Annotated in this window: 21 protein-coding genes and 1 pseudogene; 17 read left to right on the top strand and 5 right to left on the bottom strand. The window is 52.5% G+C overall.

Annotated features, from left to right (window positions below; genetic code table 11):
- Positions 1-12: 12 nt before the first annotated feature.
- The 8 genes and pseudogenes from bamA (ACJJIO_RS03570) to rnhB form a co-directional block, all read left to right on the top strand.
- Positions 13-1,290: pseudogene (gene bamA, locus ACJJIO_RS03570) on the top strand (outer membrane protein assembly factor BamA); the annotation flags it as partial.
- A gap of 63 nt (positions 1,291-1,353) precedes the next feature.
- Complete coding sequence (gene bamA, locus ACJJIO_RS03565; RefSeq protein ID WP_444910169.1) at positions 1,354-3,906, top strand: outer membrane protein assembly factor BamA; 2,553 nt, start codon at positions 1,354-1,356, stop codon at positions 3,904-3,906.
- Between the two features lie 70 nt (positions 3,907-3,976).
- Complete coding sequence (locus ACJJIO_RS03560) at positions 3,977-4,492, top strand: OmpH/Skp family outer membrane protein (protein WP_444910168.1); 516 nt, start codon at positions 3,977-3,979, stop codon at positions 4,490-4,492.
- A 12-nt stretch (positions 4,493-4,504) separates the two neighbouring features.
- Positions 4,505-5,560, top strand: a complete 1,056-nt coding sequence (gene lpxD, locus ACJJIO_RS03555) for a UDP-3-O-(3-hydroxymyristoyl)glucosamine N-acyltransferase (RefSeq protein ID WP_444910167.1) — start codon at positions 4,505-4,507, stop codon at positions 5,558-5,560.
- A gap of 85 nt (positions 5,561-5,645) precedes the next feature.
- The gene (gene fabZ / locus ACJJIO_RS03550; RefSeq protein WP_444886822.1) at positions 5,646-6,083 is read left to right on the top strand and encodes a 3-hydroxyacyl-ACP dehydratase FabZ; all 438 of its coding nucleotides are present in this window, start codon (positions 5,646-5,648) and stop codon (positions 6,081-6,083) included.
- A gap of 115 nt (positions 6,084-6,198) precedes the next feature.
- Positions 6,199-6,978 (top strand): acyl-ACP--UDP-N-acetylglucosamine O-acyltransferase, encoded by a 780-nt coding sequence (lpxA, locus tag ACJJIO_RS03545; RefSeq protein WP_444884183.1) that lies wholly within the window; start codon positions 6,199-6,201, stop codon positions 6,976-6,978.
- A 114-nt stretch (positions 6,979-7,092) separates the two neighbouring features.
- The gene (gene lpxB / locus ACJJIO_RS03540; protein ID WP_252082646.1) at positions 7,093-8,241 is read left to right on the top strand and encodes a lipid-A-disaccharide synthase; all 1,149 of its coding nucleotides are present in this window, start codon (positions 7,093-7,095) and stop codon (positions 8,239-8,241) included.
- A 15-nt stretch (positions 8,242-8,256) separates the two neighbouring features.
- A complete protein-coding gene (gene rnhB / locus ACJJIO_RS03535; protein ID WP_444900206.1) occupies positions 8,257-8,874 on the top strand; it encodes a ribonuclease HII in 618 nt (205 codons plus the stop codon).
- A 23-nt stretch (positions 8,875-8,897) separates the two neighbouring features.
- Here rnhB and ACJJIO_RS03530 read toward each other — a convergent pair whose 3' ends face one another.
- Together ACJJIO_RS03530 and ACJJIO_RS03525 are read right to left on the bottom strand one after the other, a co-directional pair.
- The gene (locus ACJJIO_RS03530; RefSeq protein WP_444884186.1) at positions 8,898-10,172 is read right to left on the bottom strand and encodes an HlyC/CorC family transporter; all 1,275 of its coding nucleotides are present in this window, start codon (positions 10,170-10,172) and stop codon (positions 8,898-8,900) included.
- A 219-nt stretch (positions 10,173-10,391) separates the two neighbouring features.
- Positions 10,392-11,192: a cytochrome C assembly family protein gene (locus ACJJIO_RS03525; protein ID WP_444884187.1), complete on the bottom strand. Its 801-nt coding sequence runs from the start codon at positions 11,190-11,192 to the stop codon at positions 10,392-10,394.
- A 206-nt stretch (positions 11,193-11,398) separates the two neighbouring features.
- Here ACJJIO_RS03525 and ffh point away from each other — a divergent pair, with 206 nt between their 5' ends.
- The 6 genes from ffh (at position 11,399) to ACJJIO_RS03495 (ending at position 16,084) form a co-directional block, all read left to right on the top strand.
- Complete coding sequence (gene ffh, locus ACJJIO_RS03520; protein WP_252082643.1) at positions 11,399-12,817, top strand: signal recognition particle protein; 1,419 nt, start codon at positions 11,399-11,401, stop codon at positions 12,815-12,817.
- Positions 12,818-12,972: 155 nt separating this feature from the next.
- Positions 12,973-13,212 (top strand): 30S ribosomal protein S16, encoded by a 240-nt coding sequence (gene rpsP, locus ACJJIO_RS03515; RefSeq protein ID WP_226648429.1) that lies wholly within the window; start codon positions 12,973-12,975, stop codon positions 13,210-13,212.
- Between the two features lie 22 nt (positions 13,213-13,234).
- Complete coding sequence (gene rimM / locus ACJJIO_RS03510; RefSeq protein ID WP_444886821.1) at positions 13,235-13,774, top strand: ribosome maturation factor RimM; 540 nt, start codon at positions 13,235-13,237, stop codon at positions 13,772-13,774.
- A gap of 11 nt (positions 13,775-13,785) precedes the next feature.
- Positions 13,786-14,550 carry a tRNA (guanosine(37)-N1)-methyltransferase TrmD gene (gene trmD, locus ACJJIO_RS03505; RefSeq protein ID WP_444910166.1) on the top strand — a complete coding sequence of 255 codons (765 nt, stop codon included), beginning with the start codon at positions 13,786-13,788 and terminating at the stop codon, positions 14,548-14,550.
- Between the two features lie 74 nt (positions 14,551-14,624).
- Positions 14,625-14,981 carry a 50S ribosomal protein L19 gene (gene rplS, locus ACJJIO_RS03500; RefSeq protein ID WP_286037023.1) on the top strand — a complete coding sequence of 119 codons (357 nt, stop codon included), beginning with the start codon at positions 14,625-14,627 and terminating at the stop codon, positions 14,979-14,981.
- 350 nt (positions 14,982-15,331) lie between these two features.
- Positions 15,332-16,084, top strand: coding sequence for a DsbC family protein (locus ACJJIO_RS03495; protein WP_252082637.1), 753 nt, complete (start codon positions 15,332-15,334; stop codon positions 16,082-16,084).
- A 45-nt stretch (positions 16,085-16,129) separates the two neighbouring features.
- Here ACJJIO_RS03495 and aspA read toward each other — a convergent pair whose 3' ends face one another.
- The 3 genes from aspA to ACJJIO_RS03480 form a co-directional block, all read right to left on the bottom strand.
- Positions 16,130-17,596 (bottom strand): aspartate ammonia-lyase, encoded by a 1,467-nt coding sequence (aspA, locus tag ACJJIO_RS03490; protein WP_444910165.1) that lies wholly within the window; start codon positions 17,594-17,596, stop codon positions 16,130-16,132.
- A 128-nt stretch (positions 17,597-17,724) separates the two neighbouring features.
- Positions 17,725-18,537, bottom strand: a complete 813-nt coding sequence (locus ACJJIO_RS03485) for a helix-turn-helix domain-containing protein (RefSeq protein WP_252082633.1) — start codon at positions 18,535-18,537, stop codon at positions 17,725-17,727.
- 161 nt (positions 18,538-18,698) lie between these two features.
- Entirely contained in the window at positions 18,699-19,706 is a 1,008-nt protein-coding gene (locus ACJJIO_RS03480) for an asparaginase (RefSeq protein WP_444910164.1), read from the bottom strand.
- A gap of 384 nt (positions 19,707-20,090) precedes the next feature.
- Here ACJJIO_RS03480 and ACJJIO_RS03475 point away from each other — a divergent pair, with 384 nt between their 5' ends.
- The 3 genes from ACJJIO_RS03475 to recJ all read left to right on the top strand — a co-directional run bounded on the left by ACJJIO_RS03475 (position 20,091) and on the right by recJ (position 24,693).
- Positions 20,091-21,413, top strand: coding sequence for a homoserine dehydrogenase (locus ACJJIO_RS03475; protein WP_444910971.1), 1,323 nt, complete (start codon positions 20,091-20,093; stop codon positions 21,411-21,413).
- Between the two features lie 90 nt (positions 21,414-21,503).
- Complete coding sequence (thrC, locus tag ACJJIO_RS03470) at positions 21,504-22,916, top strand: threonine synthase (RefSeq protein ID WP_444910970.1); 1,413 nt, start codon at positions 21,504-21,506, stop codon at positions 22,914-22,916.
- 49 nt (positions 22,917-22,965) lie between these two features.
- Complete coding sequence (recJ, locus tag ACJJIO_RS03465; protein ID WP_444910163.1) at positions 22,966-24,693, top strand: single-stranded-DNA-specific exonuclease RecJ; 1,728 nt, start codon at positions 22,966-22,968, stop codon at positions 24,691-24,693.
- The last annotated feature ends 19 nt before the right edge of the window (positions 24,694-24,712 follow it).

Here is a 24,712-nt window from a genome sequence, read left to right as displayed (position 1 = left end):
TTCGGAATTAGTATGAAATATTGGCTGTTAGCGATATCCCTGGGCTTGGTGCTGCCTCTCAGCGCTTTGGCTCAGTCATTCGTTCTCAGCGATATTCGTGTAGAAGGTTTGCAGCGTGTTTCTGCAGGCACCGTTTTTTCAGCTCTTCCGGTGCGGGTTGGCGATGAAATTGAGCTTGCGGATATTCAGGGGGCGACCCGAGAACTGTTTCAAACCGGTTATTTTGAGGATATTCAGATCGGTCGTGAAAGTAGCGTTTTAGTTGTTAACGTGAGAGAGCGGCCAGCCATATCTAAGATAGATATATCAGGAAACAAGGCGATTGCCTCGGAAGATCTGCTAAAGGCGCTGAAGGATTACGGTCTGGCCGAGGGACAGATTTTAAAGCGCTCGACCCTCAAAGGGTTGACCCGGGAGTTTGAGCGCCAGTATGTGGCACAGGGGCGCTATGGCGCTAGCGTCCAAGCAGAAGTTAAAGAGTTACCACGCAATCAGGTTGAATTGAAGGTTATTGTCGAGGAAGGGACCGTTGCTGCGATTAAACATATCAACATCGTAGGGAATCGCGTCTTTTCAGATCAAGAGCTCGGAGAAATTTTTGAGCTTAAAACCACTGGCTGGCTCTCTTGGTTGCGGAGTGATGATAAGTACTCCCGTGAGAAGCTCACTGGTGACCTGGAGCGTCTTGAATCTTATTATCTCGATCGCGGATATCTCGACTTCCAGATCGACTCTACCCAAGTATCTCTTGGGCCGGACAAGAAGAGCGTTTTCATCACTGTTAACGTGATTGAGGGTGATGTTTACACTGTTAGTGAAGTAGAACTTGCTGGAGACCCAGTCGTTCCAGAGGAAGAAATTAAGCGCTTGCTGCTAGTGCGTGAAGGGCAGACGTTCTCCCAGGTCAGGATGACAACGACTTCAGACTATATTTCCAAGCGTTTGGGCAATAAGGGTTACGCTTTTGCCGAAGTAAACGGTATTCCAGAAGCCAATAAAGAAGAGAACACGGTAAAAATCACTTTCTTTATTGACCCTGGCAAGCGCACCTACGTTAGGCGTATTACTTTTCGTGGAAACACTCGCACGGCAGATGAAGTTTTGCGGCGAGAGTTGCGCCAAATGGAGTCCGCTTTAGCTTCTTCGGCTCTTATTGAGCAATCTAAAGTTCGCCTTGAGCGACTTGGTTACTTGAAGGTGGTGAAAGTTGAAACGGTCAAGGTACCCGGGAACTCAGAACGGGTTGATGTCGATTACAAGGTAGAGGGGCAACCCTCAGGTTCCGGGGGAGCTGGGCGCTGAATAAAGCGCTGTAACTCCTGGATTGCGAATAAAAACACTCGGAATTAGTAGATGAAAGATTTCCTCAAAGCGGCCTCCCTCGGCCTGATGTTGCCTTTAAGTGCAATAGCGCAGTCGTTCGTGGTCAATGATATCCGCGTGGAAGGATTGCAACGCGTCTCTGCCGGTACAGTCTTCTCTGCCCTTCCCGTGCGAGTGGGTGATGAAATTGAATCCGTGGAAATCCAGAGCGCTACCCGGGCACTGTTCCGCACCGGCTACTTTGAAGATATCCAAATCGGCCGTGAAAATGGTGTTTTGGTGGTCACTGTTCGCGAGCGTCCAGCAATTTCCAAGATTGAGATCAGCGGTAATAAGGCCATCGCCACCGAAGATTTGCTCAAGGGCATGAAGGATAACGGTTTATCCGAGGGGCAGATCTTTAAACGTGCAACTCTGGAGGGGCTCGCCCAGGAGCTTGAGCGCCAATATGTGGCACAGGGGCGCTATGGTGCAAGTGTTAAGACCGAAGTGAAAGAATTGCCACGCAACCAGGTCGAGCTGCGGGTTATCGTCGACGAGGGCTCTGTTGCGGCTATCAAGCACATCAATGTTGTGGGTAACGAGGCATTTTCCGACGAAGAATTGGCAGAAATTTTCGAGCTGCAGACCACAGGTTGGTTGTCCTGGCTGCGCAGCGATGACAAATATTCCCGTGAGAAACTCACTGGTGACCTGGAGCGCCTAGAGTCCTACTATCTCGACCGCGGCTATCTGGATTTTCAAATAGAATCCACTCAGGTTTCCCTGAGCCCAGACAAGCAGAGTGTTTTTATCACAGTCAATGTGAGAGAGGGGAATGTTTACACCGTCAGTGAGGTGGATCTCGCCGGCGACCCGGTGGTTTCGGAAGAGGAAATCAAGCGTTTACTGTTGGTGCGTGAAGGGCAGACTTTCTCCCAGATTCGGATGACCACCACGTCTGACTATATTACTAAGCGTCTGGGCAATGAAGGTTATACCTTTGCCGAGGTGAATGGCATTCCCGAACCCAATAAAGAAGAGAATACGGTAAAAATTACCTTCTTTATCAACCCGGGTAAGCGCGCCTATGTGCGCCGAATCAATTTCCGTGGTAACACTCGTACTGCCGATGAGGTGTTGCGCCGTGAAATGCGTCAGATGGAATCTGCCTCGGCCTCCTCCGCAAGAATTGAGCAATCCAAGGTGCGCCTGGAACGCCTCGGTTACTTTAAAGAGGTGGAAGTAGAAACTGCAGAGGTGCCTGGTACTTCCGACCAGATCGATGTGGAATATACCGTAGAGGAGCAACCTTCAGGCTCTATTGGCGGCACTATCGGCTGGGCACAGAGTAGCGGCTTGGTACTCGGCGGTAATATCCAGGAAAATAACTGGCTGGGTACCGGCAAGCAGGTAGGTATAGGTTTAAACGTGTCTACCTACCAGACCGCACTGAACTTTTCCTATCTTGACCCTTACTTTACGCCTGACGGTGTGAGCCGCGGGTTTAACGTTTTTTATAGGGAAAATGACTACTCTGAGGTCAACCTGTCGGACTACAACACGACTAGTTATGGTGGTGGTGTTAGCTTCGGCTACCCGGTTTCAGAAATTTCCCGTGTGGGACTGAATGTTAATTTCAGTCATTTGGAGCTCTCGGCCTCGAGTGGTTCTGTACAGGAAATCCAATCCAGCCCATCTCTTTTGGATGACACCTCTCGTGAGGGGGTGACACTCATTGATGCCGAGACGATTGTTGCAGATCTCAATAATGGAGTGGCCAATAATCTTGCAATGACGATTGATCAGAACCAGTTTAATACTTCAGCAGATGGTTTTATCGATCGTTACGGTGATGCGTTTAACAACTTGGCTTTGACCGCTTCTTATGCCCGCTCCACTTTGAACCGCGGTATATTGGCGACTCGCGGGGCATCCCAGAATTTCTCCGCGGAATTTACCGTGCCCGGCAGTGATCTTGAATACTACAAATTTATTTATACTGGTCAGTATTTCCGCCCCCTAACGAAGAGTTTGACGCTACGTCTGCGTACGCGCCTGGGTTACGGGGATGGCTACGGCGATCTCGATCAACTGCCTTTCTTTGAAAATTTCTATGCCGGTGGTTTTGGCTCTGTGCGCGGTTTCAAGCGTAATACACTGGGTCCCCGTTCCACTCCTGCAGAGTTTTATACTCAACTCCCTTGTGCAACCGATGGTGAAAGCATTACACAAAACTGCTATCAGATAGATGAGAATGGGAACCTGGATATCCGTCAGAATGGGGATGCCGACCCCTTTGGTGGCAATATCTTAGTAGAAGGTAGTGCCGAGGTTATTTTCCCGCTGCCGTTTATCAAAGATCAGCGCTCTCTGCAGTCTGCCTTCTTTGTTGATGCGGGTAACGTCTTTGATACCAGTTGTGATGAAACCCAGATCAACTGTTACGATGTGGACTTCGGTAAAATGAATGTTTCCGCGGGCATTGGCTTGACATGGGTTACCGGTTTTGGACCATTGACTTTCAGTTTGGCTAAAGCCTTGAAGGAAAACGAGGATGATGAGACGGAAGTGTTCCAGTTTACCCTGGGTAATAGCTTTTAACTTTATCGAATATAAATGGATTGAGTGCAGCTGCTGCGCATAAAAAATAAAACCAATTGGAGAGACTAAAGTGCTTAAGAATGTAAAGATTTTCGCAATCCTGCTGGCTGGTATAACCCTGTCTGGCGCTGCAATGGCGCAGACCAAGGTTGCGGTATTTAACCTGCAGGCTGCGATTATGAGCACCGATGTGGCCAAGACCAAGGTCAATTCATTGAAGACCAGTTCCGAGTACTCCAAGCTGCAAAGTAGTGCCGAGTCTATTCGTTCAGAATTGCAAAAAATGGCAGAAGATGCGCAGAAAAACAGCGTTACCTGGTCCGATGAGAAGAAAACAGAATATCAGCGTAAGATGAACTTCAAGCGTTCAGACTTTGAAACTACTGTTAAAAAACTGCGCGCAATGGAGGCCCAGGTAGGCCAGGAAATTCAAACTTCTCTGGGGCCCAAGGCTAAAACAGCGCTGGAAGCGATCATTAAAGAGCAAAACCTGGACTTAGTGTTGGATGCCTCTACCGCTTACTTTGCAAATCCTTCGGTCAATCTGACTGAGGCTGTCGTAAAGCGTATGAATGCTGATAAGTAATCGATAGTCTGTATGAGTGACAATTTGTCGTTAACCCAGCTTGCAAATGCTCTGGGTGCTGAGCTGCGTCTGGCCCCCGGGGTAGACGCAGACTATGTAATTTCTGGTCTTAGCACTTTGCAAGATGCTGGGCCCGAGCAGTTGACCTTCCTGGCAAACCCTAATTATCGCCGCTTCCTCAAGACCACGTCAGCGGGCGCTGTATTGGTGACTGCTGAGTTTGTTGAGGAGACACCTGTTAGCGCACTTTGTGTGGATAACCCTTACTTGGCTTTTGCCAGGGCGAGTGCTTTGTTCAATACGGCTCCAACGATTGAGGCGGGTATTCACCCGAGCGCTGTAGTTCATCCGGACGCAGAAGTGGCCTCTAGTGCCTCTATTGCAGCTGGTGCGGTGATAGAGGCGTTTGCGAAAATTGGACCTCAGGCATCGGTTGGCGCCAACTGCTTTGTGGGAGAGGGCAGCACCCTTGGAGAAGGGAGCTGCCTTTATGCGGGTGCAATACTGCATCACGGTTGTCAGGTCGGGCGCGATGTTATCATCCACAGTCATGCGGTTATTGGTGCAGACGGCTTTGGTTTTGCGCTGCATCAGCGTGAATGGATTAAGATTTACCAGCTGGGTGGCGTGCAGGTTGGCGATGAGGTTGAAATAGGCGCCAATACTTGTGTGGATCGTGGGGCACTTGGTGACACTGTGATTGGTCGTGGTGTCAAGATCGACAATTTGGTCCAAATCGCGCACAATGTGCAGATTGGTGACTACTCAGCCATTGCTGCATGCACAGGAATTGCGGGCAGCGCAGTAATCGGTAAGCACTGTGCTTTGGGTGGCAGCTCCCGTATTGCCGGGCATGTAACCATTGCCGATGGCTGCCAAGTTACCGCTAATACTTTTGTGACCAAATCCATCGACAAGCCGGGAATTTACTCCGGCGCTTTACCCTTTGCCGATAGTCAGTCCTGGCGTCGCAACGCGGTGCGCTTCGGGCAGTTGGATAAGGTGGCACGAAGGGTGAAAGATTTGGAGAAGCAACTTAAAGCCCTGTCCCTCGATCGGGATAAATAGCTCACAGCTGCTTTAAGAAAAACAATTTTGATTTGATGTTTTCGGGGCGTTTAACGCCCCGAAGTGGTTTCTGGGGGCATTTGGAATGATGGATGTAACTGAGATTCGCGAGTACCTGCCACATCGCTATCCGTTTTTATTGGTCGATCGTGTCGTTGAACTCGAGGAAGGGAAGTTTATTAAGGGGTATAAAAATATCTCTATTAATGAGGAGCTGTTTAACGGTCACTTTCCACAGATGCCGATTTTCCCCGGTGTTATGATCGTTGAGGCTATGGCCCAGGTTTCAGGAATTCTTGGCTTCAAAACATTTGGCAAGAAGCCCGAGGATGGCTACCTGTACCTGTTTGGCGGTGTCGACAAGGCGCGTTTTAAGCGTCAGGTGGTCCCTGGGGACAGGCTGGACCTGATGTCCGAAGCAGTTTCAGTGCGCCGTAATATCTGGAAGTTTTCCTGTAAAGCGAGTGTCGATGGTGAGCTTGCGGCCTCTGCAGATCTTCTGTGTGCGGTGAAGCAGGTTTAATGCGCTTATTCGTCACTTGACGTGGCTGCTAAGGTGCTTTTGATAACTCTTCCAGTTGTTGTTTATTTGAAGTTGTAGTGTCCGAAGTGTCGCTACCTGAGGAGTAGATTCCAGAATGCAGACAAATATCCACCCCACAGCTATTATCGATCCGACGGCGGTTATCGGTTCCGGGGTGAGTATCGGAGCCTATTCCATAGTTGGCGCCGATGTGGAACTCGGTGATGGCTGTGAAATTGCTTCACATGTTGTATTGAGTGGGCCCACTAAGCTCGGAAAAAATAACCGTATTTACCAGTTTGCCTCGATAGGTCAAGATACGCCGGACAAAAAATATCAAGGTGAGCAGACCACCCTGGTAATTGGCGATAACAATGTTATTCGTGAGGGCGTAACCATCCACCGGGGCACTGTGCAGGATCGTGGGGAAACCACTATCGGCAGTGATAACCTGATTATGGCCTATGCCCATATCGGTCATGATAGTGTTGTCGGTAATCACACCATTCTCGTTAATAATGTGGGGCTCGCCGGCCACGTAATAGTAAAAGATTGGGCAATCCTCAGCGGGTATAGTCTTGTACATCAGCATTGCACCATTGGTGAGCACGCTTTCCTGGGGATGGGCGCAGCGATCGGCAAAGATGTGCCGGCTTATGTCATGGTGGCTGGGAATCCGGCAGAGGCCAAGACTATTAATGCGGAGGGGTTGCGTCGTAGAGGTTTTTCCCGCGAGGACATCTCTTTAATCAACAAGGCATACAAAACGGTTTACCGGCGTGGCCTTACTCTGCAAGAGGCTGTCCAGGCCCTTACGGAACTGCGAGAGCAGTCCCCTGTAATTCAGCCTTGGATTGATTCCCTGCAGACCTCCTCTCGCGGAATTGTCCGCTAAGCACAACCATTTGCGGGAAGTGCTGTTATTGTGCACTTCCTGATTTAGTCTTTTCATATCTTAATCGGTATCTATGAAAATTGAGCCATTTCCACTCTGGGGGAATTGTTAGGCGTGTCAGAAAATAATAAGCCGGTTCGTATTGGTATTGTTGTTGGTGAGGCCTCTGGAGATATCCTCGGTGCAGGTCTTATTGACTCCCTGCAAAAGCGCCTCCCGGGAATTCAGTTTGAAGGGATTGCCGGTCCGCGTATGCAGGCTTTGGGGGCGAAATCCCTTTTTCCAATGGAGCGCCTCTCGGTGATGGGATTGGTTGAGCCGCTAAAACGACTGCCAGAATTATTAAAAATTCGCCGCACTCTGCGCGAGCACTTCACTGAAAATCCGCCGGACCTTTTTATCGGTATCGACTCACCAGATTTTAACTTGTCTTTGGAGGAGTCCCTCAAGGCCGAAGGGGTTCGCACTGTGCATTATGTCAGCCCTTCAGTGTGGGCGTGGCGGCAGGGGCGAATAAAAAAGATTGCTCGTGCTATTGACCATATGCTCACCTTGCTGCCTTTTGAGGCTGCTTTTTATCGTGAAAACCACGTGCCGGTGACTTTTGTGGGGCATCCGTTAGCGGATGATATTCCTCTGCAGGTTAGCAATGTTGCAGAGCGCAAAGAGCTGGGTCTCACAGTTGATGACCGTGTTATTGCGCTGTTACCGGGTAGCCGAGGTGGAGAAGTGCGTTTGCTTGGGCCACTATTTTTGCAGACGGCTCGCTGGTGTTACCAGCGCCATCCCGATCTCAAATTTGTATTGCCGGCAGCAAATGAGCAGCGTTTAGCCGAATTGCGGGAGCAGCTAAAGGATTTTCCGGAACTGCCTGTCACGATATTAGAGGGAGATTCACACAAGGCGCTCAGTGTGTCGGATGCTGTGTTAATTGCTTCAGGAACGGCAACGTTAGAAACCATGCTACTGAAAAAGCCTATGGTAGTTGCCTATAAACTGGGCAAAATTACTTACGCTATCGTATCTCGTATGCTGCACACTCCCTGGGTTTCTCTGCCCAACTTGCTGGCACAAAGGGAGCTGGTGCCGGAAATCCTGCAGAGTGATGCGACCCCGGAGAATCTCGGAGCGGCGTTGATGCGCTATTTTGAAGATCCACTACTGGGTGATCAGTTGCAGCGCGAATTTGACGATCTTCACCAGCAATTGCGTCGAAATGCCTCTGAGCGGGCAGCCGATGCTATCTGTGCTCTTTTGAAGTAATCGGGTTTTTAAACCATGAGTGTTAAAAAAGAATTACCTCCGTACATCTGTCCTTATAAAGGTGATCTTCTCGCTGGAGTCGATGAGGTTGGCCGCGGCCCATTGGCTGGAGATGTAGTGGCGGCTGCAGTAATTCTCGATCCAGCAGAGCCCATTTTGGGGCTGGCTGACTCCAAAAAGCTTAGTGAGAAAAAACGAGAGTCGCTCTTTGAGGAAATTTGTGAGCGTGCGCTGAGTTTTTCTATTGCCCGTGCGACCGTCGAAGAAATTGATCAGATCAATATTCTGCAGGCGAGTTTATTGGCAATGCGCCGTGCAGTGGAGCAGTTGCCACTACAGCCTGAGTTTGTGTTAGTAGATGGTAATAAAAGACCGGACTGGTCTTATCCCTGCGATACTGTGATTAAGGGGGATGGTCGCGTTGCCGCCATTGCTGCGGCCTCAATTTTGGCCAAAGTGACCCGTGATCGAGAGATGGTGGAGTTGGATGCACACTATCCAGGTTATGGACTGGCCGGCCACAAAGGTTATCCAACTAAAGCTCATATGCAGGCCCTTGAAGAATTGGGCCCCAGCCCACTGCACCGGGTAAGTTTTGCCCCGGTAAGGAAGCTCTTAGAGGATATTGCTTAAGCTCAAGGTTGTAGAGCGCTTGACTAGCGCTCAATTTTTTTGATCCTGGCTCTGATAATCATTTTGTCGGAAACCTCTTCAATTTCCACTTGGTAATTATTGAGGATAAATAAACTGATATTACCATCTGGGATGCTTTCAAGGTGCTCCATAAGGAGACCGTTGAAGGTCTTTGGGCCGTCGGTGGTCAGGTCCCAATTTAGCGTGCGGTTGATATCCCGGATAGAGGTTCCACCCTCGATCATATACCAGCCGCTTTCCATGGCGACAATTTCCTCATCGTCGCTGGGAACTGGGCTCGCGGTGAAGTCGCCGACAATTTCCTCCAGTAGATCTTCTAGAGTTACTATCCCCATCACCTCCCCATATTCATCCACAACCAAGCCCATGCGGCGCTTGGTTTTCTGGAAGTTCATTAGCAGGGTGGGCAGTGGGGTGGCCTCGGGTACAAAGTAAGGTTCACCGGTAAAGGACTTGAGACGTTCAGCTGTGAGTTTGTCTGGGCCGTCTCGCAGTATCTGTGCGGCGCGACGCAGGTGCAAAATACCCACTACCTGATTGATATCTCCCCGGTATACCGGCAGGCGGGTGTAAGTACTCTCTGCCAGTTGTTGGAGAATCTGATCGGCGCTGTTTTCCAGGTCGATTCCCATGACCTCGTTGCGCGGGATCATAATGTCTTCCACTGTGGCCTGGTCCAGGTCCAGCACATTGAGAAGCATGCCTTTGTGCTTGCTGGGAAGCAGGGCGCCAGATTCGAACACCACTGTTCTAAGTTCCTCGGGCGCTAGGTGTTCTGCCTCGTTGCCAGCAGTTGCTTCAACGCCTACCAGGCGCGCAAGTCCATTGGATATGCTGCCGACGAGTAATACAAACGGTGTCAGAAGCCATTGCAGTGGGCGTAAAATTAGCGATGCAGGAAATGCCACTCTCTCCGGGTGAAGAGCGGCAATGGTTTTTGGGGTGACTTCCGCAAAAATAAGAATAACGATAGTGAGAGCGCCGGTAGCGTAGAAGAGGCCGGCATCGCCGTACAGTTGAGTAAAGACAGCACCGGCAATCACTGAGGCCAGGATATTGACCAGATTATTGCCAATCAGGATAACGCCGATCAGCTTGTCCGGCCGGGCAAGCAGTTCCATGGCCCGCTTGGCGCCGCGGTGGCCGCTCTTGGCCTGGTGGCGCAGGCGGTAGCGGTTCAGCGCCATCATGCTGGTTTCGGAGCTGGAAAAGAAAGCCGATATCACAATCAGCAGGGCAAGCAGGCTAAACAGCAGGCCCGGGGGCATCTCGTTCAAGGGAGAACTCTTTTTATTTCTGAGCGGAGATATTGAAACAGAACGGCCACCTCCGCAAGTTATCCGGTCACTTATAACCCAAAATAAACCCGGTAAAGGCTATAGGGGCGGTTGAGGAGATCAAGGAGTGTTCGGTCTCCTCCCTGAAAATGGCGCCTGCGAGCGAATGTCAGTGCCGTTTGCTTATAATCGACTTTAAACGGCTCCTCTTTAGTATTTTTAGCCGCGCTGAAGGATAACCTCAATAACCAACTTACTACCAAAGTAGGCCAGCATTAGTGCAGCAAAGGCACACAGAGTCCAACGCACGGCTGTGTTACCGCGCCAACCCCACTGCCAATGCCCCCAAAGAAGAATGCTGTAAAGCACCCAGGCGAGCAGAGAGAGCACTGTCTTGTGTAGGGGGCCCTGCTCAAAAAGGTTGCCCACAAAGATAAATCCGGTAATCAGGGAGGCAGTTAACAGTAATTGGCCGAAAGCGATTAACCCAAAGAGTAATGACTCCATGCTTTGCAGGGGGGGGAGCAGGCGCATGGCACCCACTGGCCGATGGTTGTGTAGCTGCTGGTTCAGATAATAAAGGTAGATGGCCTGTAGGGTTGCAAGAGTAAGTAGGGAGTAGGCGGAGATTGAAAGCAGCGCGTGTATGGCAATCCCAGAAGATAACTGTTGGTGTGGTGCAACGCCTCCCCAGGTGTGAGACGCGGTCAGTTCGGTGAGTGCTCCTAGCGGGGCAAAAATCAGTATTAACAGGGTTAGTGGTCGATTCACCGCTAGGATAAGCAGCAATAAGTTCACCACCCAGGTGATTAATGACAGCATTGCTAACAGATCAAAGCGATAGCCTGCTGAGGAAAACAGTGTCTGCGCAAGGGATATTGCGTGGGTGGCCAGGGCTCCGGCGAGCAGGCCCAGGAGCAGTTTACGATCGGGCTGTTGGGCGCGGGCAAGGGCCCTGGCCGCGACAATGGTGGTAGCTATATATAGCGCGATGGCCGTCCAGTGGGCGAATGCCGCCATTGGTTAGATCCGTATCTTCTAAGCAGTGGAGGAGGAGTGTGTCACAGCACGCTTTAACAGGGAAGATCTGGTGATATTTCGGCTGTGACGGGACCTGAGCTATACTGCCGCGCCTCAGAGTGGGAGTTTGGAGATACTCCCCAAAAAAATTTCGCGGCCCTCCGCACCGGGGTCCTGTCCGCAATCGGAGAAATCGAGACGAATTTATGTTCGATAACCTGAGTGACCGCTTATCGGCGGCCCTAAAAAAAGTCACCGGCAAGGCCCGTCTGACCGATGACAATATCCGCGATACCCTGCGTGAAGTGCGCAAAGCGCTGCTTGAGGCGGATGTCGCTCTGCCAGTCGTGAAGGCCTTTGTACAGCAAGTGCGCACAGCCGCTGTTGGGCAGAAGGTTAGCAAGGCCCTGAACCCAGGGCAGCAGTTCGTCAAGATTGTTCAGGATGAGCTGGTTAAGGTGATGGGTGCTGCTGCAGAGCCGCTCAACCTTGCAGTTCAGCCCCCCGCTGTGATTTTGATGGCGGGCCTTCAGGGGGCCGGTAAAACCACCAGTGTTGCCAAGCTAGCCAAATACCTGCAGGAGCGGGAAAAGAAGAAAGTTATGGTGGTGAGTGCGGACGTGTATCGCCCCGCAGCCATCAAGCAGCTGGAAACTCTGGCAGGTGAAGTGGGCGCACTGTTCCATGCTTCAACTCCTGATCAGAAGCCCCTGGATATTGCCAAGGGTGCAGTGGATGCGGCGCGAAAGCAATTTGCCGATGTACTGATTGTCGATACCGCGGGTCGTCTGCATATTGACAGTCAGCTGATGGATGAAATCCGCGAGCTGCACAGTGAGTTGGATCCCGCAGAAACCCTGTTTGTTATCGACGCAATGATCGGTCAGGATGCGGTAAATACCGCCAGCGCCTTCAATGAGGCCCTGCCACTGACCGGGGTTATTCTGACTAAGGCAGATGGTGATGCACGCGGTGGTGCGGCACTCTCTGTGCGCCATGTTACTGGCAAGCCGATCAAGTTTATCGGTGTTGGTGAAAAGACCGACGCCCTGGAAACCTTCCACCCGGACCGTATCGCCTCCCGTATCCTGGGTATGGGCGACATTCTGTCTCTGATTGAAGAAGCAGAGCAGAAGATCGATAAAGAGAAAGCCGAAAAGCTGGTTAAGAAGGTCCAGAAAGGTAAAGGCTTTGACCTGGAAGACTTGCGCGACCAGTTGCAGCAAATGCAAAACATGGGTGGCTTTGGCTCCCTGTTGGAGAAAATGCCCGGCATGGGTGGTGTGGCGCAGGCCGCACAACAGGCCGACATGGGTAAAGAATTTAAGCGTATGGACGCCCTGATTTCCTCCATGACGCCGGCCGAACGCCGCAATCCTGACCTTCTTAACGGTTCGCGCAAGCGCCGTATCGTCGCCGGCTCCGGCACCCAGCTGCAAGACCTCAATCGCTTGCTTAAACAGCATAAGCAGATGGGCAAGATGATGAAAAAGCTCAAGGGCGGCGGTATGGGCAAGATGATGCGCGGCCTCGGTGGAATGACCGGGGGTGGTGGTCTGCCCGGAGGTCTCGGCGGAATGGGCGGTATGCCCGGTGGCCTGCCCCCCGGATTCAAGAAAAAGTAAGGGTTTTCGGGGCTCTGAGGGCCCTAGGAATCGCTATACAAATCTCTGGCGGTACATTAGAATACGCCGCCTTTCAGCCGGGTGAGCTGCCGGCAGAGATGTTTGGGTGACAGCTTATTGCTGTCGCCAAGTGTTAAAAAATACAGGAAAGTTACATGGTAACCATTCGTTTGGCTCGTGGCGGTGCTAAAAAACGCCCGTTCTATCACCTGACCGTAACCGACAGCCGCAAGTCTCGCGACGGTCGATTCATTGAGCGTGTTGGCTTCTTCAACCCGGTTGCCCGTGGCCAGGAAGAGCGTCTGCGCATTGATCGTGAGCGTGTTGACTACTGGCTGGGTCACGGTGCTCAGGTTTCTGATCGCGTCAGCAAGCTGCTGAAAGAATCTGCTTAATTTGCGCGTAAGTGGTGCTCCTGTGACAGATAACGGAAAACCTTCCGAAGAGTTGGTCACGGTTGGGCGCGTTACTACCGTTTATGGTGTGCGCGGCTGGGTCAAGGTTCACTCCTATACCGAGCCGATGGACAACATCCTGCAGTTCCCTAATTGGCGCTTGCAGGGGCCGAAAGGTTGGGAAGCTCTCGAAATTGACGCTGGTAAGCGTCACGGTAAGGGCTTAATAGTACATGTGAAAGGCATTGATGACCGCGATTTGGCGGCTCGACTTTGCCAGCGCGATATAGCTGTAGCTCGTGAACTGATGCCTGAGCTTGAGCGGGGTGAGTATTACTGGCACCAGCTCGAGGGATTAAAGGTTGTCAGCCATTTCGATGGCGAAGATCACGACTTTGGTATCGTCGCTCGCATGATGGAAACTGGCGCCAACGATGTAATGGTGGTGCGCGGTGGAGCGGATAAGCGCGAGCGCTTGATTCCCTATCTGCCGGATCAGTTTATAACCAATATTGACCTGGAAGCCGGTGTAATAACCGTCGACTGGGACCCAGCTTTTTAAGGCGCTGAGCGATGACTAAAAAAATCGCTCTGGTAAGCATTTTTCCGGAGATGTTTGCTGCATTGACCGAGTATGGTGTCAGCGGTCGGGCCGTCAAAGATGGCCTGTTGGAAGTGCGCTGCTGGAACCCTCGGGATTTCACCAGTGACAAGCATCGCACTGTGGATGATCGCCCTTATGGCGGTGGTCCCGGAATGGTGATGATGGCTGAACCCCTTTATCAGTCCCTGCAGGCCGCGCGCGCCTGGGCTGGGGAAGAGGGCGAAGCTGTACGCACTATCTACCTGTCTCCGCAGGGACAGCAACTGGATCAGCGCGGGGTCGAAAACCTCTCTGGCGCTGGCAATCTGGTTTTGTTGGCCGGGCGTTACGAAGGGGTAGATGAGCGTATCGTCGAATCAATGATCGACGAGGAGTGGTCCATTGGTGACTATGTCCTAAGTGGTGGTGAACTGGCTGCTATGGTGTTGGTGGATACCATTACACGGCTGATTCCCGGCGCGCTAGGGCACGACCAGTCGGCGGTTGAGGATTCATTCTCCTCGGGTTTGCTCGACTGTCCCCACTATACCCGGCCCGAACAGTACCGGGGTGTGGCGGTACCGGAAGTGTTGCTCTCGGGCAACCACGAAAGAATACGCCGCTGGCGCCTGAAGCAGGCACTGGCGCGCACACAGCAGCGTCGACCCGACCTTTTGGATGGGCTGGAGCTGAACAAGGAGCAGAAGCAACTGTTGGAAGAAATTCGACAGGAGTGGAAATCCGATAAAACTTGATGCCGGATTCGCCGGGAGGCGGGAGTAGTTCGGTGAACTAGCTGAGAAGCTACATAAACTCTATTTGGGAGCAAATCCAAATGACTAACAAAATTATCCAGCAGCTGGAGCAGGAACAGCTGAAGAGCGAAGTACCTCCCTTCGCGCCGGGCGACACTGTAATCGTTCAAGTGAAAGTAAAAGAAGGTAACCGCGAGCGTCTGCAGGCGTTCGAAGGTGTGGTAATCGGCAAGCGCAACCGCGGCCTGAACTCCTCCTTTACCGTGCGTAAAATCTCCCACGGTGTTGGTGTTGAGCGTACTTTCCAGACTCACAGCCCGCTGGTTGACAGCATCAAGGTTAAGCGTCGTGGTGACGTACGCCAGGCTAAACTCTACTACCTGCGCAGCCTGACTGGTAAAGCCGCACGTATTAAAGAGAAGCTTAACTAAGCACCTCTCATACAGCTCGCAGAAAAGCCGGGGTTATTCTCCGGCTTTTTTGTATCCGTAGTCTTCCCTTTATGGCCAGTCATGTGCCAAGTCCGAAAGGCTGAATCGCTCATGGAAGTGCATTTGAACTTCTGGCATCACGCTTCTCCCTTTGTCCCCGACAGTTACGCTATCTACCCCTGTATCCTTTAGATCAGCGCACAACTTGGGAGTTTGTACGTAGTGTCCAGTGCCTGAATATGTTAAAACGCGCCATGTGGATCTGAAATGGCATATAGCTGCCATACTGGCTGGAACTGAAGGCCGACGTTTGAGTCGAACCTCATTGAGAATTTAAGGAGCAATCGGTAATGATGCTTATCAAGAAGCCGCTGGCGCTCGCTGGAGTGCTGCTCGGTCTGCTTGGCCCAGCGGCCCTTGCAGAGGTCGACGCAAACGTTGCGAAGACAATCAAAGCCCGCCTTGAGGCAAGTAACCCCAAGCCTACTTATGGTGAAGTGCGTGAGACCCCGATCGAGGGGCTCTACGAAGTAGAGCTTGACGGTGGTAGCAGTACTCTGTTTGTCTCAGCCGATGGCAACCATTTTATTCTGGGGGACCTGTTCCAGGCTAAGACTGGCGGAGGTTTTGCGAACCTCTCTGAGGGGCGCCGGGCAACTCGCCGGGCCAAGGTGATGGAAACCCAAAGCATCGACGATATGATCGTCTTCTCGCCCAAAGGCGAGACCAAAGCGCGTATCTATGTTTTCACCGATGTCGACTGTGGCTATTGCCGCAAGTTGCACCAGGATGTTCCTGAGCTGAACAAGCGCGGGATCGAAGTAAGATATTTGGCATTCCCGCGCGGCGGCCTGCAATCTCTGGGTTATCGCAAGCTCGCTACTGCCTGGTGTGCCGATGACACCAATAAAACGCTCACCGCATTGAAGAACCGCGAAAACGTGCCTTTGCAGGTCTGCAATAACAACCCGGTTGCCGCCCAATATAAATTGGGTAACGAGGTGATCGATGTACGCGGCACGCCCACTATTGTGATGGAGGATGGCAGGGTTGTGCCCGGTTATCTGCCTCCAGCCACTCTAATTAAAGAGCTGGGTATTTAAGATCAGCGGAAGAAAGCGGCCTCTCTAAAGCGGCCGCTTTTTTATCTAAGTCGGGCTCTTCAATGCTACTTTACGTGGCTGAGTCATATTCTCTGGAGCGAGAATATCATTTAACTCCTCCTCACTTAGTAACCCCTCATCCAAAATCAACTGCTTGACGCTCGCGCCCGTCATCAATGCTTGCTGGGCAATACGAGTGGCATTTTCGTAGCCGATAAACGGATTTACCGCGGTGATCAGGCCGATACTGTTTTCTACCAACTGCCGGCAATGCTCTTCATTCGCGCTGATGCCATTGACACAGCGTTGAGCCAAGGTATGCATGGCTTGGGTCATTAAGCGCATAGACTGTAGCAAGTTGAAGGCGATAACTGGTTCCATGACATTTAACTGCAGCTGGCCCGATTCCGCTGCCAAGGTGATTGTCAGGTCGTTACCGATTACTTGGTAGGCCACCTGGTTGACCACCTCGGGAATTACTGGATTTACCTTACCAGGCATAATGGAGGAGCCTGGCTGCATCGGTGGCAGATTGATTTCATTGAGACCTGCGCGAGGGCCGCTGGAGAGAAGGCGTAGGTCGCTGCAGATCTTTGAAATTTTTACTGCGATACGTTTCATTACCCCGGAAAACATGACGAAGGCACCCATATCAGAAGTGGCCTCTACTAGATTTTCCGCGCAGACAAAGTCGATGCTGGAAATTTCAGACAGTGCCGATACAACCAGTTGACGATATTGCGGGTCGGTATTAATACCTGTACCGATTGCGGTGCCGCCCATATTGATTTCTTTAAACAGGGCTACTAGCTCTTTAACCCGAGCGGCATCTTCACGAATGGTTGCAGCAAAAGCGGCAAACTCCTGCCCCAGGGTCATGGGTACTGCATCCTGTAGCTGGGTGCGGCCCATTTTAATAACCTGTGCAAATTCCTTGGCTTTGCCATCAAATTCGATACACAGCTCCTCCATAGACTGCACCAGGTCGTTGTAGCTGAGCAGGACTGCTAGGTTGATGGAGGAGGGGTAAACATCGTTGGTGGATTGCGATAGGTTTACATGGTTGTTGGGGTGAGCGTTTTTGTATTCACCCTTATTGTGGCCGAGCAATTCCAGCGCGCGATTGGCAATTACTTCATTGGCGTTCATATTGGTGGAGGTGCCGGCACCGCCTTGAATCATGTCCACCAGGAATTGATCGTGCAGCTTGCCTTCAATAATTTCATCGCAGGCTTTGGCAATTGCCACTTCCAGGTTCTTTTCTAAGTAGCCGAGTTCGCAGTTGGCATGAGCCGCAGCCTTCTTCACCATGGCCAGCGCTTTGACCAAGTTAGGGAAGTGGTTGAGGGTGATACCAGTAATTTGGAAGTTTTCCAGGGCGCGCAGGGTTTGAATGCCAAAATAGACATCGGCCGGTACTTCGCGCTCTCCGAGCAAATCTTTTTCGATGCGGTATTCACTACTGGTAGTGAATACCGGCATGGGTTTTAGGGTGTGGAAATCGTTTGTCATGGTACTTCTGCTTTCTCTTCATCTGCATAGGGGCAAGTGCACCAATAACCAGGATTAACCTGGGTTACGGGGTGCCCGTGGTTGTTATCATTTGGGCCTCTTGGTTGGGCCTTAATAGAAATTCATGCTTAAAGTGGAGTGGCAAAAAAACTCTGTGGACCTTCAGTGTTTGAGGCTCGGATATTTTCGCGAATACTGCGATTGATCTCATCGGAATCCGGGCCAAATACCCCGCACAGTTTTAATGCGTTTTTGATGCTGATATTACGTCCGAGAGATTCCAGCAATACTTTTGTACATACGGGTTCGCGCCGGTCACTGGCAGAGGCGCCCAGCTTGAGGCCGGATAAATAACTCACTCGGCTTTTATAGGTGGGATAGAGGATTGTCTGGGCGATTTCGTTGCGTGTCAGCGCTTCATAGCCAATCAAAAATATACGCTCCGAGAGAAAAAGCAGCATGCCTTTGTAGCGGGATTTGTACCACTCCTCCCTATCTGGATAGCGCATGCGCTCGAAGCGCTGGAAATAATATCCTTCCCCATCGGACTCGATATGCAGCAGGCTGCGAATAATATGATCGGGAAAAGTCATCGAGTAGTGATATTCAAAGTAAAAGCCCAGGTATTTATCAGCGCGCCCCTGTGACTCCCGCATTAGCAAGTCAATATCCATAGAGTAGGGGCGGGAGGATTCGACAGTCGTAGCGGTGCGGCGTACCCGAACAATTTGCTCAAACTGTTCGGCGGGCATCAGAATTTCATGGGGTTCAACACCAAAGAAGTGGCAGATTTTACTGAGAGTGTACTGTGAGGGCTGTGTATTACCGCTGAGGTATTTATTAAATTGTGCTCGGTTCACACCCATGCGCCGACACACCTCGGCGATGGAGCGATAGAAACTGCACAACAGGCGCAAGTTTTGTGAAAAATTATTGCTCATCAAGGAGTATCTGCTTCTGGTCTAAGTGCCCAGTATTTTCCTCTAAACTAATACCTGGCCACATTTGGTCGCCCGATAAAAAGCCGTCGGGATTTATATCTGCAACGATAAGCTGGCAGAATTTTTTCTGCGTATTGCTCAATAAATCCCGTTTGATTTTGTTAGGGGGTGCATTCCCCGCATAGCGGAGTTTCCATTAAGTCTTTAACTTCACTGTTTGTGAAGTTCATGGCTAACAGATGATTCAATTTGGCATAGCAGGCTTCGCTGGTCATATCCAGGCCACCGATCACCCCGGCGTGCAATAGTGCCGAGCCGGCAGCGTACTTGCCGAGATCCACATGGTTTTCCAGGCATTGTGATACCGCCACACAAATAATTCCCAGCTCTGTAGCTCTGGTAAGCTGCTCGGTAAATGCCTGATTGTCGGTGGGGGCATTGCCGGTACCGTAGGTTTCAATCACTATACCGCGTGGGCGTGCTTCAATAACTTTACTGAGAAACAGCGGAGTAATTCCGGGGAATAATTTCACCAATACAACGCTGCCATCGGCGTTGTTGGGGATTTCAAACTGCGGTGTGTCTCCGTGCATCAATAAAGCATTAGGATCGATATGCACCTGGATGCCCACTTCGCCGAGGCTTGGATAATTGGGGCTGGAGAAGGCATCCAGTGAGCCGGAGCTGACTTTTACCGCACGGTTGCCGCGGAGCAGCTTGCCGTTAAAGTAGAGGCAGACCTCACCGATACTATCTGAACCGCTCAACAGCAAGGCGGCGATTAAATTGTTATAAGCGTCGCTGCGCATTTCCCGCAAGGGGATCTGAGAGCCGGTTACCACTACCGGTTTGGCCAGTCCCTGCAGGGCGAAGGACAGCGCGGAGGCGGTATAAGCCATAGTATCGGTGCCGTGCAGCACAACGAAGCCTGTGTAGTGGCTATAGTTGTCGCGTATCAGGGCGGCGATGCGGTACCAGTCCTGGGGTTGCATATTGGCGCTGTCGAGGAGCGGGTCGAGGGCCTGGAAGTCATAGCTCGGTAGTTGGCCGATCACATCCTGTAGCAGGCGCTGCAGGGCACCTTCAAGATCGGCGTCCGGCACATAGCCGGATTCACTGCGGCGCATTCCCAGGGTTCCGCCAGTATAAAGGATAAGGGTTTTTTTCATCACTCGACCGCTATCTGAGTCCGTTTTTCAGTGCGCCCATTTTTTGGAAAAGGCGCGGTGGATGCAATTTCGCAGGTTGCTGGTACCTGATGCTAGTAGATGCACTTATAGCATCTACTGAGGATGGCTCCTATTTCAAGGAGTTCTTTTGGGTGACAAAAGTTTCGTTTACCCCATCGTTGAGGGTGGAGTCTGGCTGGCGCAATTTTATTGACTTTTTTGCTTTCAGCTCGGTAAGGTTGTCGATATTTTGTTAATTTTATTTGTTTTTATTGCGTCTTCTCCTGGTGTGGCATTTTAGGTTGGGGTGCATTGCCGGGGGCCTACGCGCGGAGGGAATTTGTGAGCGCAACAATTGAAGACGTCGCAGAGGCGGCGGATCAGATGCCTGCGGTAGAGCCGCAGCGTGCAGTGCGTATCGGTGTTTGCGGTTTGGGCACGGTGGGCAGCGGAACAATCAATGTCCTGGCGCGCAATGGAAACGAAGTGGCCGCGCGTTGTGGCCGCTCGGTAGTGATTGAGCAGGTCGGGGCCCGCCGCGACAACCCCGATTGCGATACCAGCGAGCTGGATGTTACCCGCGATATCTTCGATGTCGCCAACAACCCCAATGTTGATATTTTGGTGGAGCTGATTGGCGGCACCACGGTAGCGCGCGAGCTGGTCCTGGTGGCAATTGAAAACGGCAAGCATGTGGTGACCGCGAACAAGGCACTGATCGCCGAGCACGGTAATGAGCTGTTTGAACTGGCCGCACAAAAGGGGGTCACCATTGCCTATGAAGCGGCCGTGGCCGGTGGCATCCCTATTATTAAATCTCTGCGCGAGGGCCTGGTGGGCAACCGCATCGAATGGCTCGCCGGTATTATTAATGGCACAGGAAATTATATCCTCACTGAAATGCGCGAGAAGGGTCGCAGCTTTGATGAGGCTCTGGTTCAGGCGCAGGCTTTGGGATATGCAGAAGCAGACCCGACCTTCGATGTAGAGGGCATCGATGCTGCGCACAAGCTGGTAATTATGGCTTCCTTGGCTTTCACTATCCCGCTTGCCTTCGACAAGGCTTATACCGAGGGTATCAGCCGCATTTGTCCGGAAGATATCCGCTATGCCGATGAACTCGGCTATCGCATTAAACATCTGGGCATCGCGCGCCGCACAGAGCAGGGGGTGGAACTGAGGGTACATCCAACCTTGATTCCCCAGCGTCGCCTGATCGCCAATGTAAATGGTGTGATGAATGCGGTGCTGGTCAACGGCGATGCGGTGGGGCCAACGCTGTATTACGGCGCAGGCGCCGGTGCCGAAGCTACAGCCTCGGCAGTGATTGCCGATATTGTCGATGTGGCGCGCACCCTGGATGCCAAGCCGGATCAGCGGGTACCGGCTGCCGGGGTGGCCTTGGCAGAGCAGGGCGATACCCTGGTGTTGCCGGAGGAAGAAGTGGTCACCAGCTATTACCTGCGTATTTCCGCTCATGATAAGCCGGGTGTTATGTCCAAGGTGGCAACTATTTGTAGCGATCAGGGCATCAGCATTGAGGCCCTGATTCAGCACGAGCCGGTCGATGGGGAAGAGTTGGTCCCAGTGGTGATTCTCACCAGCCGTGCCAGGGAGGCCTGCCTGCGCGAGGCGGTCGCGCAAATTGAGGCCCTGGATACAGTCGAGGGGGAAGTGGTGCGCATTCGCGTGGAGAGCCTCGGCTGATCCTTACTCCCTTTGCTACATGGCGCCGTTCCATAGGAGTCGGTGCCAGTTTTCACTATTGCCCACGAGATCCAAGAGCGAAATAACATCGTGAAATTTGTCAGCACCCGCGGCCGCGCGCCGTCTCTCTCTTTTGCCGATACCGTCCTCACCGGGCTCGCCAGCGATGGCGGTCTCTATGTGCCCGAGTCACTGCCGCAATTTTCCCGAGTGGATATTGCGGCTATGGCGGGTATGGATTACCAGCAGTTGGCTTTTGAAATTATCCGGCCGTTTGTGGGAGAGGATCTCAGTAAGCGGGAGCTGCGGGATATTATCGGGCGCTCCTATGGTTTGGGGCAGGGTCAGTTTCGTCACAGGGCGGTAGCGCCTTTGGTACAGACCGATACCAATGAGTGGATTCTTGAGCTTTTCCACGGCCCGACTTTGGCCTTTAAAGATTTTGCCCTGCAGTTTCTCGGTCAGTTGTTCGACCACCTGCTGAAAAAGCGTGGTGAGCGCGTGGTGGTGATGGGGGCGACTTCCGGGGATACCGGTTCGGCGGCAATTGAAGGCTGCCGCCACTGCGACAATATCGATATTTTTATTTTGCATCCCCACAATCGGGTCTCAGAAGTACAGCGCCGGCAGATGACCACAGTGTTGTCAGACAATGTGTTCAATATTGCCATGGAAGGTAATTTCGACGATTGCCAGAATATGGTGAAGGCCAGCTTCGCCAACCAGTCATTTTTACCCGATGGGCGCCGTTTAGTGGCGGTGAACTCCATTAATTGGGCGCGCATTATGGCGCAGATTGTCTACTACTTTTACGCGGCCTTGCGCCTGGGCGCACCAGATAAGACGGTAAATTTCTCCGTGCCCACCGGCAATTTTGGCGATATTTTTGCCGGTTACCTGGCGAAGCAGATGGGTTTGCCAATCGACCAATTGGTGATCGCTACCAACGCCAACGATATCCTGCACCGCTGCATCAGCGATAACGACCACACGCCCAAGCCGCTGATACACAGCCTGTCGCCCAGCATGGATATCATGGTGTCGAGCAATTTTGAGCGCCTGCTGTTTGATCTCTACGGCCGCGATGGTGCCGCAGTGGCGGAGTTGCTGGCAGATCGCAGTGTACCTATGCACTTGAGCGAATCGGCCCTGGCGCAGGCCCAAAAGATATTTTCCAGCTATAGGGTCGACGATGCGCGTACTATTGAGGTGATTCGTGAACAGTACCTGGCGACCGGTTATCTGCTCGATCCCCATACCGCTATTGGTGTCGAGGCCGCAAGAAGAGTGCGCCGCTCCGCCGAGCAGCCAATGGTTTGCTTATCCACCGCACACCCGGCAAAATTCCCCGATGCTGTGGCGCAGGCACTGCCACAAACCGAAATTCCCCTGCCGGCCCATATGCAGGACCTCTGGCAACGCGAAGAGCGATTCAAGGTGCTGCCCAACGACTTGTCCCAGGTGCACGACTATATGGCGACCATGCTGTCCGAAGGGCACTAGCTGGCGCAGCGAGGGATTTGGCGGCCGGATTAAAAATAGCTGAGAGAGAATGAATACAACAATTCAGCGGCGGCCAGTGGATTTTTCCACTGGCCGTTTTGCTTCTGAAACCCCCAAAATTTTGCAGAGGGTACTGCTTGGTCGCGGTATCGTCAGCGAGGAAGCCCTGGACCACAGCCTCGCCAAGCTGCAACAACCACAGTCGATGCGGGGGCTGGATACAGCGGTGACACTGCTGGTGGAAGCCGTGCGGGCGCAACAGATGATCTTGATCGTCGGTGACTTCGATGCCGATGGTGCCACCAGCAGCACGCTCGCCGTGCTGGCACTGGGGGCCATGGGTGCGCCGGGCGTGGACTTCCTGGTGCCGAACCGCTTTGATTTTGGTTACGGCCTCACCCCGGAAATCGTAGAGGTGGCCAAGGATTACGCCCCGGATATGCTGATCACCGTGGATAACGGCATCAGCAGCATTGATGGGGTGGCGGCGGCCAAGGCCGCAGGCATGACAGTGATCGTAACCGATCACCACCTGCCCGGCAGTGAGCTGCCGGATGCCGATGCCATTGTGAACCCGAACCAGCCGAACTGTGATTTCCCCAGTAAGAATCTCGCCGGTGTGGGAGTTATCTTTTACCTGTTGAGTCGCCTACGCAGTGCCCTGCAGGAATGCGGTTGGTTTGCGCAGAGCGGTATCGCTCCGCCGAATATGGCTGAATATCTCGATTTGGTGGCGCTCGGCACTGTCGCTGACCTGGTGCCGCTGGATCACAACAACCGCATTCTGGTGCACCAGGGTATCGCCCGTATTCGTTCCGGGCGCTGCCGACCCGGTATTTCCGCTTTATTTGAGGTGGCCGGGCGAGACCAACGCAGGCTTTCCACCACCGATATTGGTTTTATCCTGGGGCCACGTATCAATGCGGCCGGGCGCCTGGATGATATTGGCACAGGCATCCGCTGCCTCCTGACCCGCGATCCCAGTGAAGCTCGTGAGTTGGCGGGGGAGCTGGATAGGCTCAACCGGGACCGCAAGGCCATAGAGCAGGGTATGCAGCGGGAAGCTCTAGCGGCGTTGGAAGAACTGCAGCTGGAGGGGGAAATTCCCTGGAGCCTGTGTCTCTACGATGCCAATTGGCATCAAGGGGTGGTGGGTATTCTTGCCAGTCGTATCAAGGAGAAATTCCACCGCCCGGTAATTGCCTTTGCCGAAGGGGATAACGACCTGGTAAAAGGCTCGGCGCGTTCCATACCCGGCTTGCATATCCGCGATGCCCTGAGCGATGTGGCCGCAGCCAATCCTGAGCTGATCAGTAAATTCGGCGGTCATGCCATGGCCGCAGGGTTGAGTCTGCCTGCACAAAACCTCGATGCTTTCCGGGCGGAGTTTGAACGAGTGGTGCGCAAGCGCCTGGATGAGAATCAATTGCAGGCCGTGATCGATTCCGATGGTGAATTGGATATTGCAGACTACACCCTGCAAACCGCGGCCCTGTTGCGTGCCTGTGCCCCCTGGGGGCAGGCGTTTCCCGAGCCGGTCTTCGATGGCGAGTTTCTATTGCTTCAGCAACGCATTGTCGGCGAGCGGCACCTGAAAATGGTGGTCGCTCCGCTGCAGGCGCCACAGCTGGCCCTTGATGCCATTGCTTTTAATATAGATACAGACCAGTGGCCGCAGCCCACCGAGCGAGTGCGCCTGGCTTACAAGTTAGACGTCAATGAATTTCGTGGGCGCGAATCCCTGCAATTAATGGTGAGCCTGCTGGAGGCTATATAGGAGCACCTTTCGGAAAGTT

The organism is Microbulbifer mixtoriginis (SeqCode), from assembly GCF_052467235.1.
This window is presented reverse-complemented; position numbering and strand designations above follow the sequence as displayed.

Coding starts and splice junctions, on each gene's coding strand:
- bamA (WP_444910169.1), top strand. CDS start 1,354: ATGAAAGATTTCCTCAAAGCGGCCTCCCTCGGCCTGATGTTGCCTTTA.
- lpxD (WP_444910167.1), top strand. CDS start 4,505: ATGAGTGACAATTTGTCGTTAACCCAGCTTGCAAATGCTCTGGGTGCT.
- fabZ (WP_444886822.1), top strand. CDS start 5,646: ATGATGGATGTAACTGAGATTCGCGAGTACCTGCCACATCGCTATCCG.
- lpxA (WP_444884183.1), top strand. CDS start 6,199: ATGCAGACAAATATCCACCCCACAGCTATTATCGATCCGACGGCGGTT.
- rnhB (WP_444900206.1), top strand. CDS start 8,257: ATGAGTGTTAAAAAAGAATTACCTCCGTACATCTGTCCTTATAAAGGT.
- ACJJIO_RS03525 (WP_444884187.1), bottom strand. CDS start 11,192: ATGGCGGCATTCGCCCACTGGACGGCCATCGCGCTATATATAGCTACC.
- ffh (WP_252082643.1), top strand. CDS start 11,399: ATGTTCGATAACCTGAGTGACCGCTTATCGGCGGCCCTAAAAAAAGTC.
- rpsP (WP_226648429.1), top strand. CDS start 12,973: ATGGTAACCATTCGTTTGGCTCGTGGCGGTGCTAAAAAACGCCCGTTC.
- trmD (WP_444910166.1), top strand. CDS start 13,786: ATGACTAAAAAAATCGCTCTGGTAAGCATTTTTCCGGAGATGTTTGCT.
- ACJJIO_RS03495 (WP_252082637.1), top strand. CDS start 15,332: ATGATGCTTATCAAGAAGCCGCTGGCGCTCGCTGGAGTGCTGCTCGGT.
- aspA (WP_444910165.1), bottom strand. CDS start 17,596: ATGACAAACGATTTCCACACCCTAAAACCCATGCCGGTATTCACTACC.
- ACJJIO_RS03485 (WP_252082633.1), bottom strand. CDS start 18,537: ATGAGCAATAATTTTTCACAAAACTTGCGCCTGTTGTGCAGTTTCTAT.
- ACJJIO_RS03480 (WP_444910164.1), bottom strand. CDS start 19,706: ATGAAAAAAACCCTTATCCTTTATACTGGCGGAACCCTGGGAATGCGC.
- ACJJIO_RS03475 (WP_444910971.1), top strand. CDS start 20,091: ATGCCTGCGGTAGAGCCGCAGCGTGCAGTGCGTATCGGTGTTTGCGGT.
- recJ (WP_444910163.1), top strand. CDS start 22,966: ATGAATACAACAATTCAGCGGCGGCCAGTGGATTTTTCCACTGGCCGT.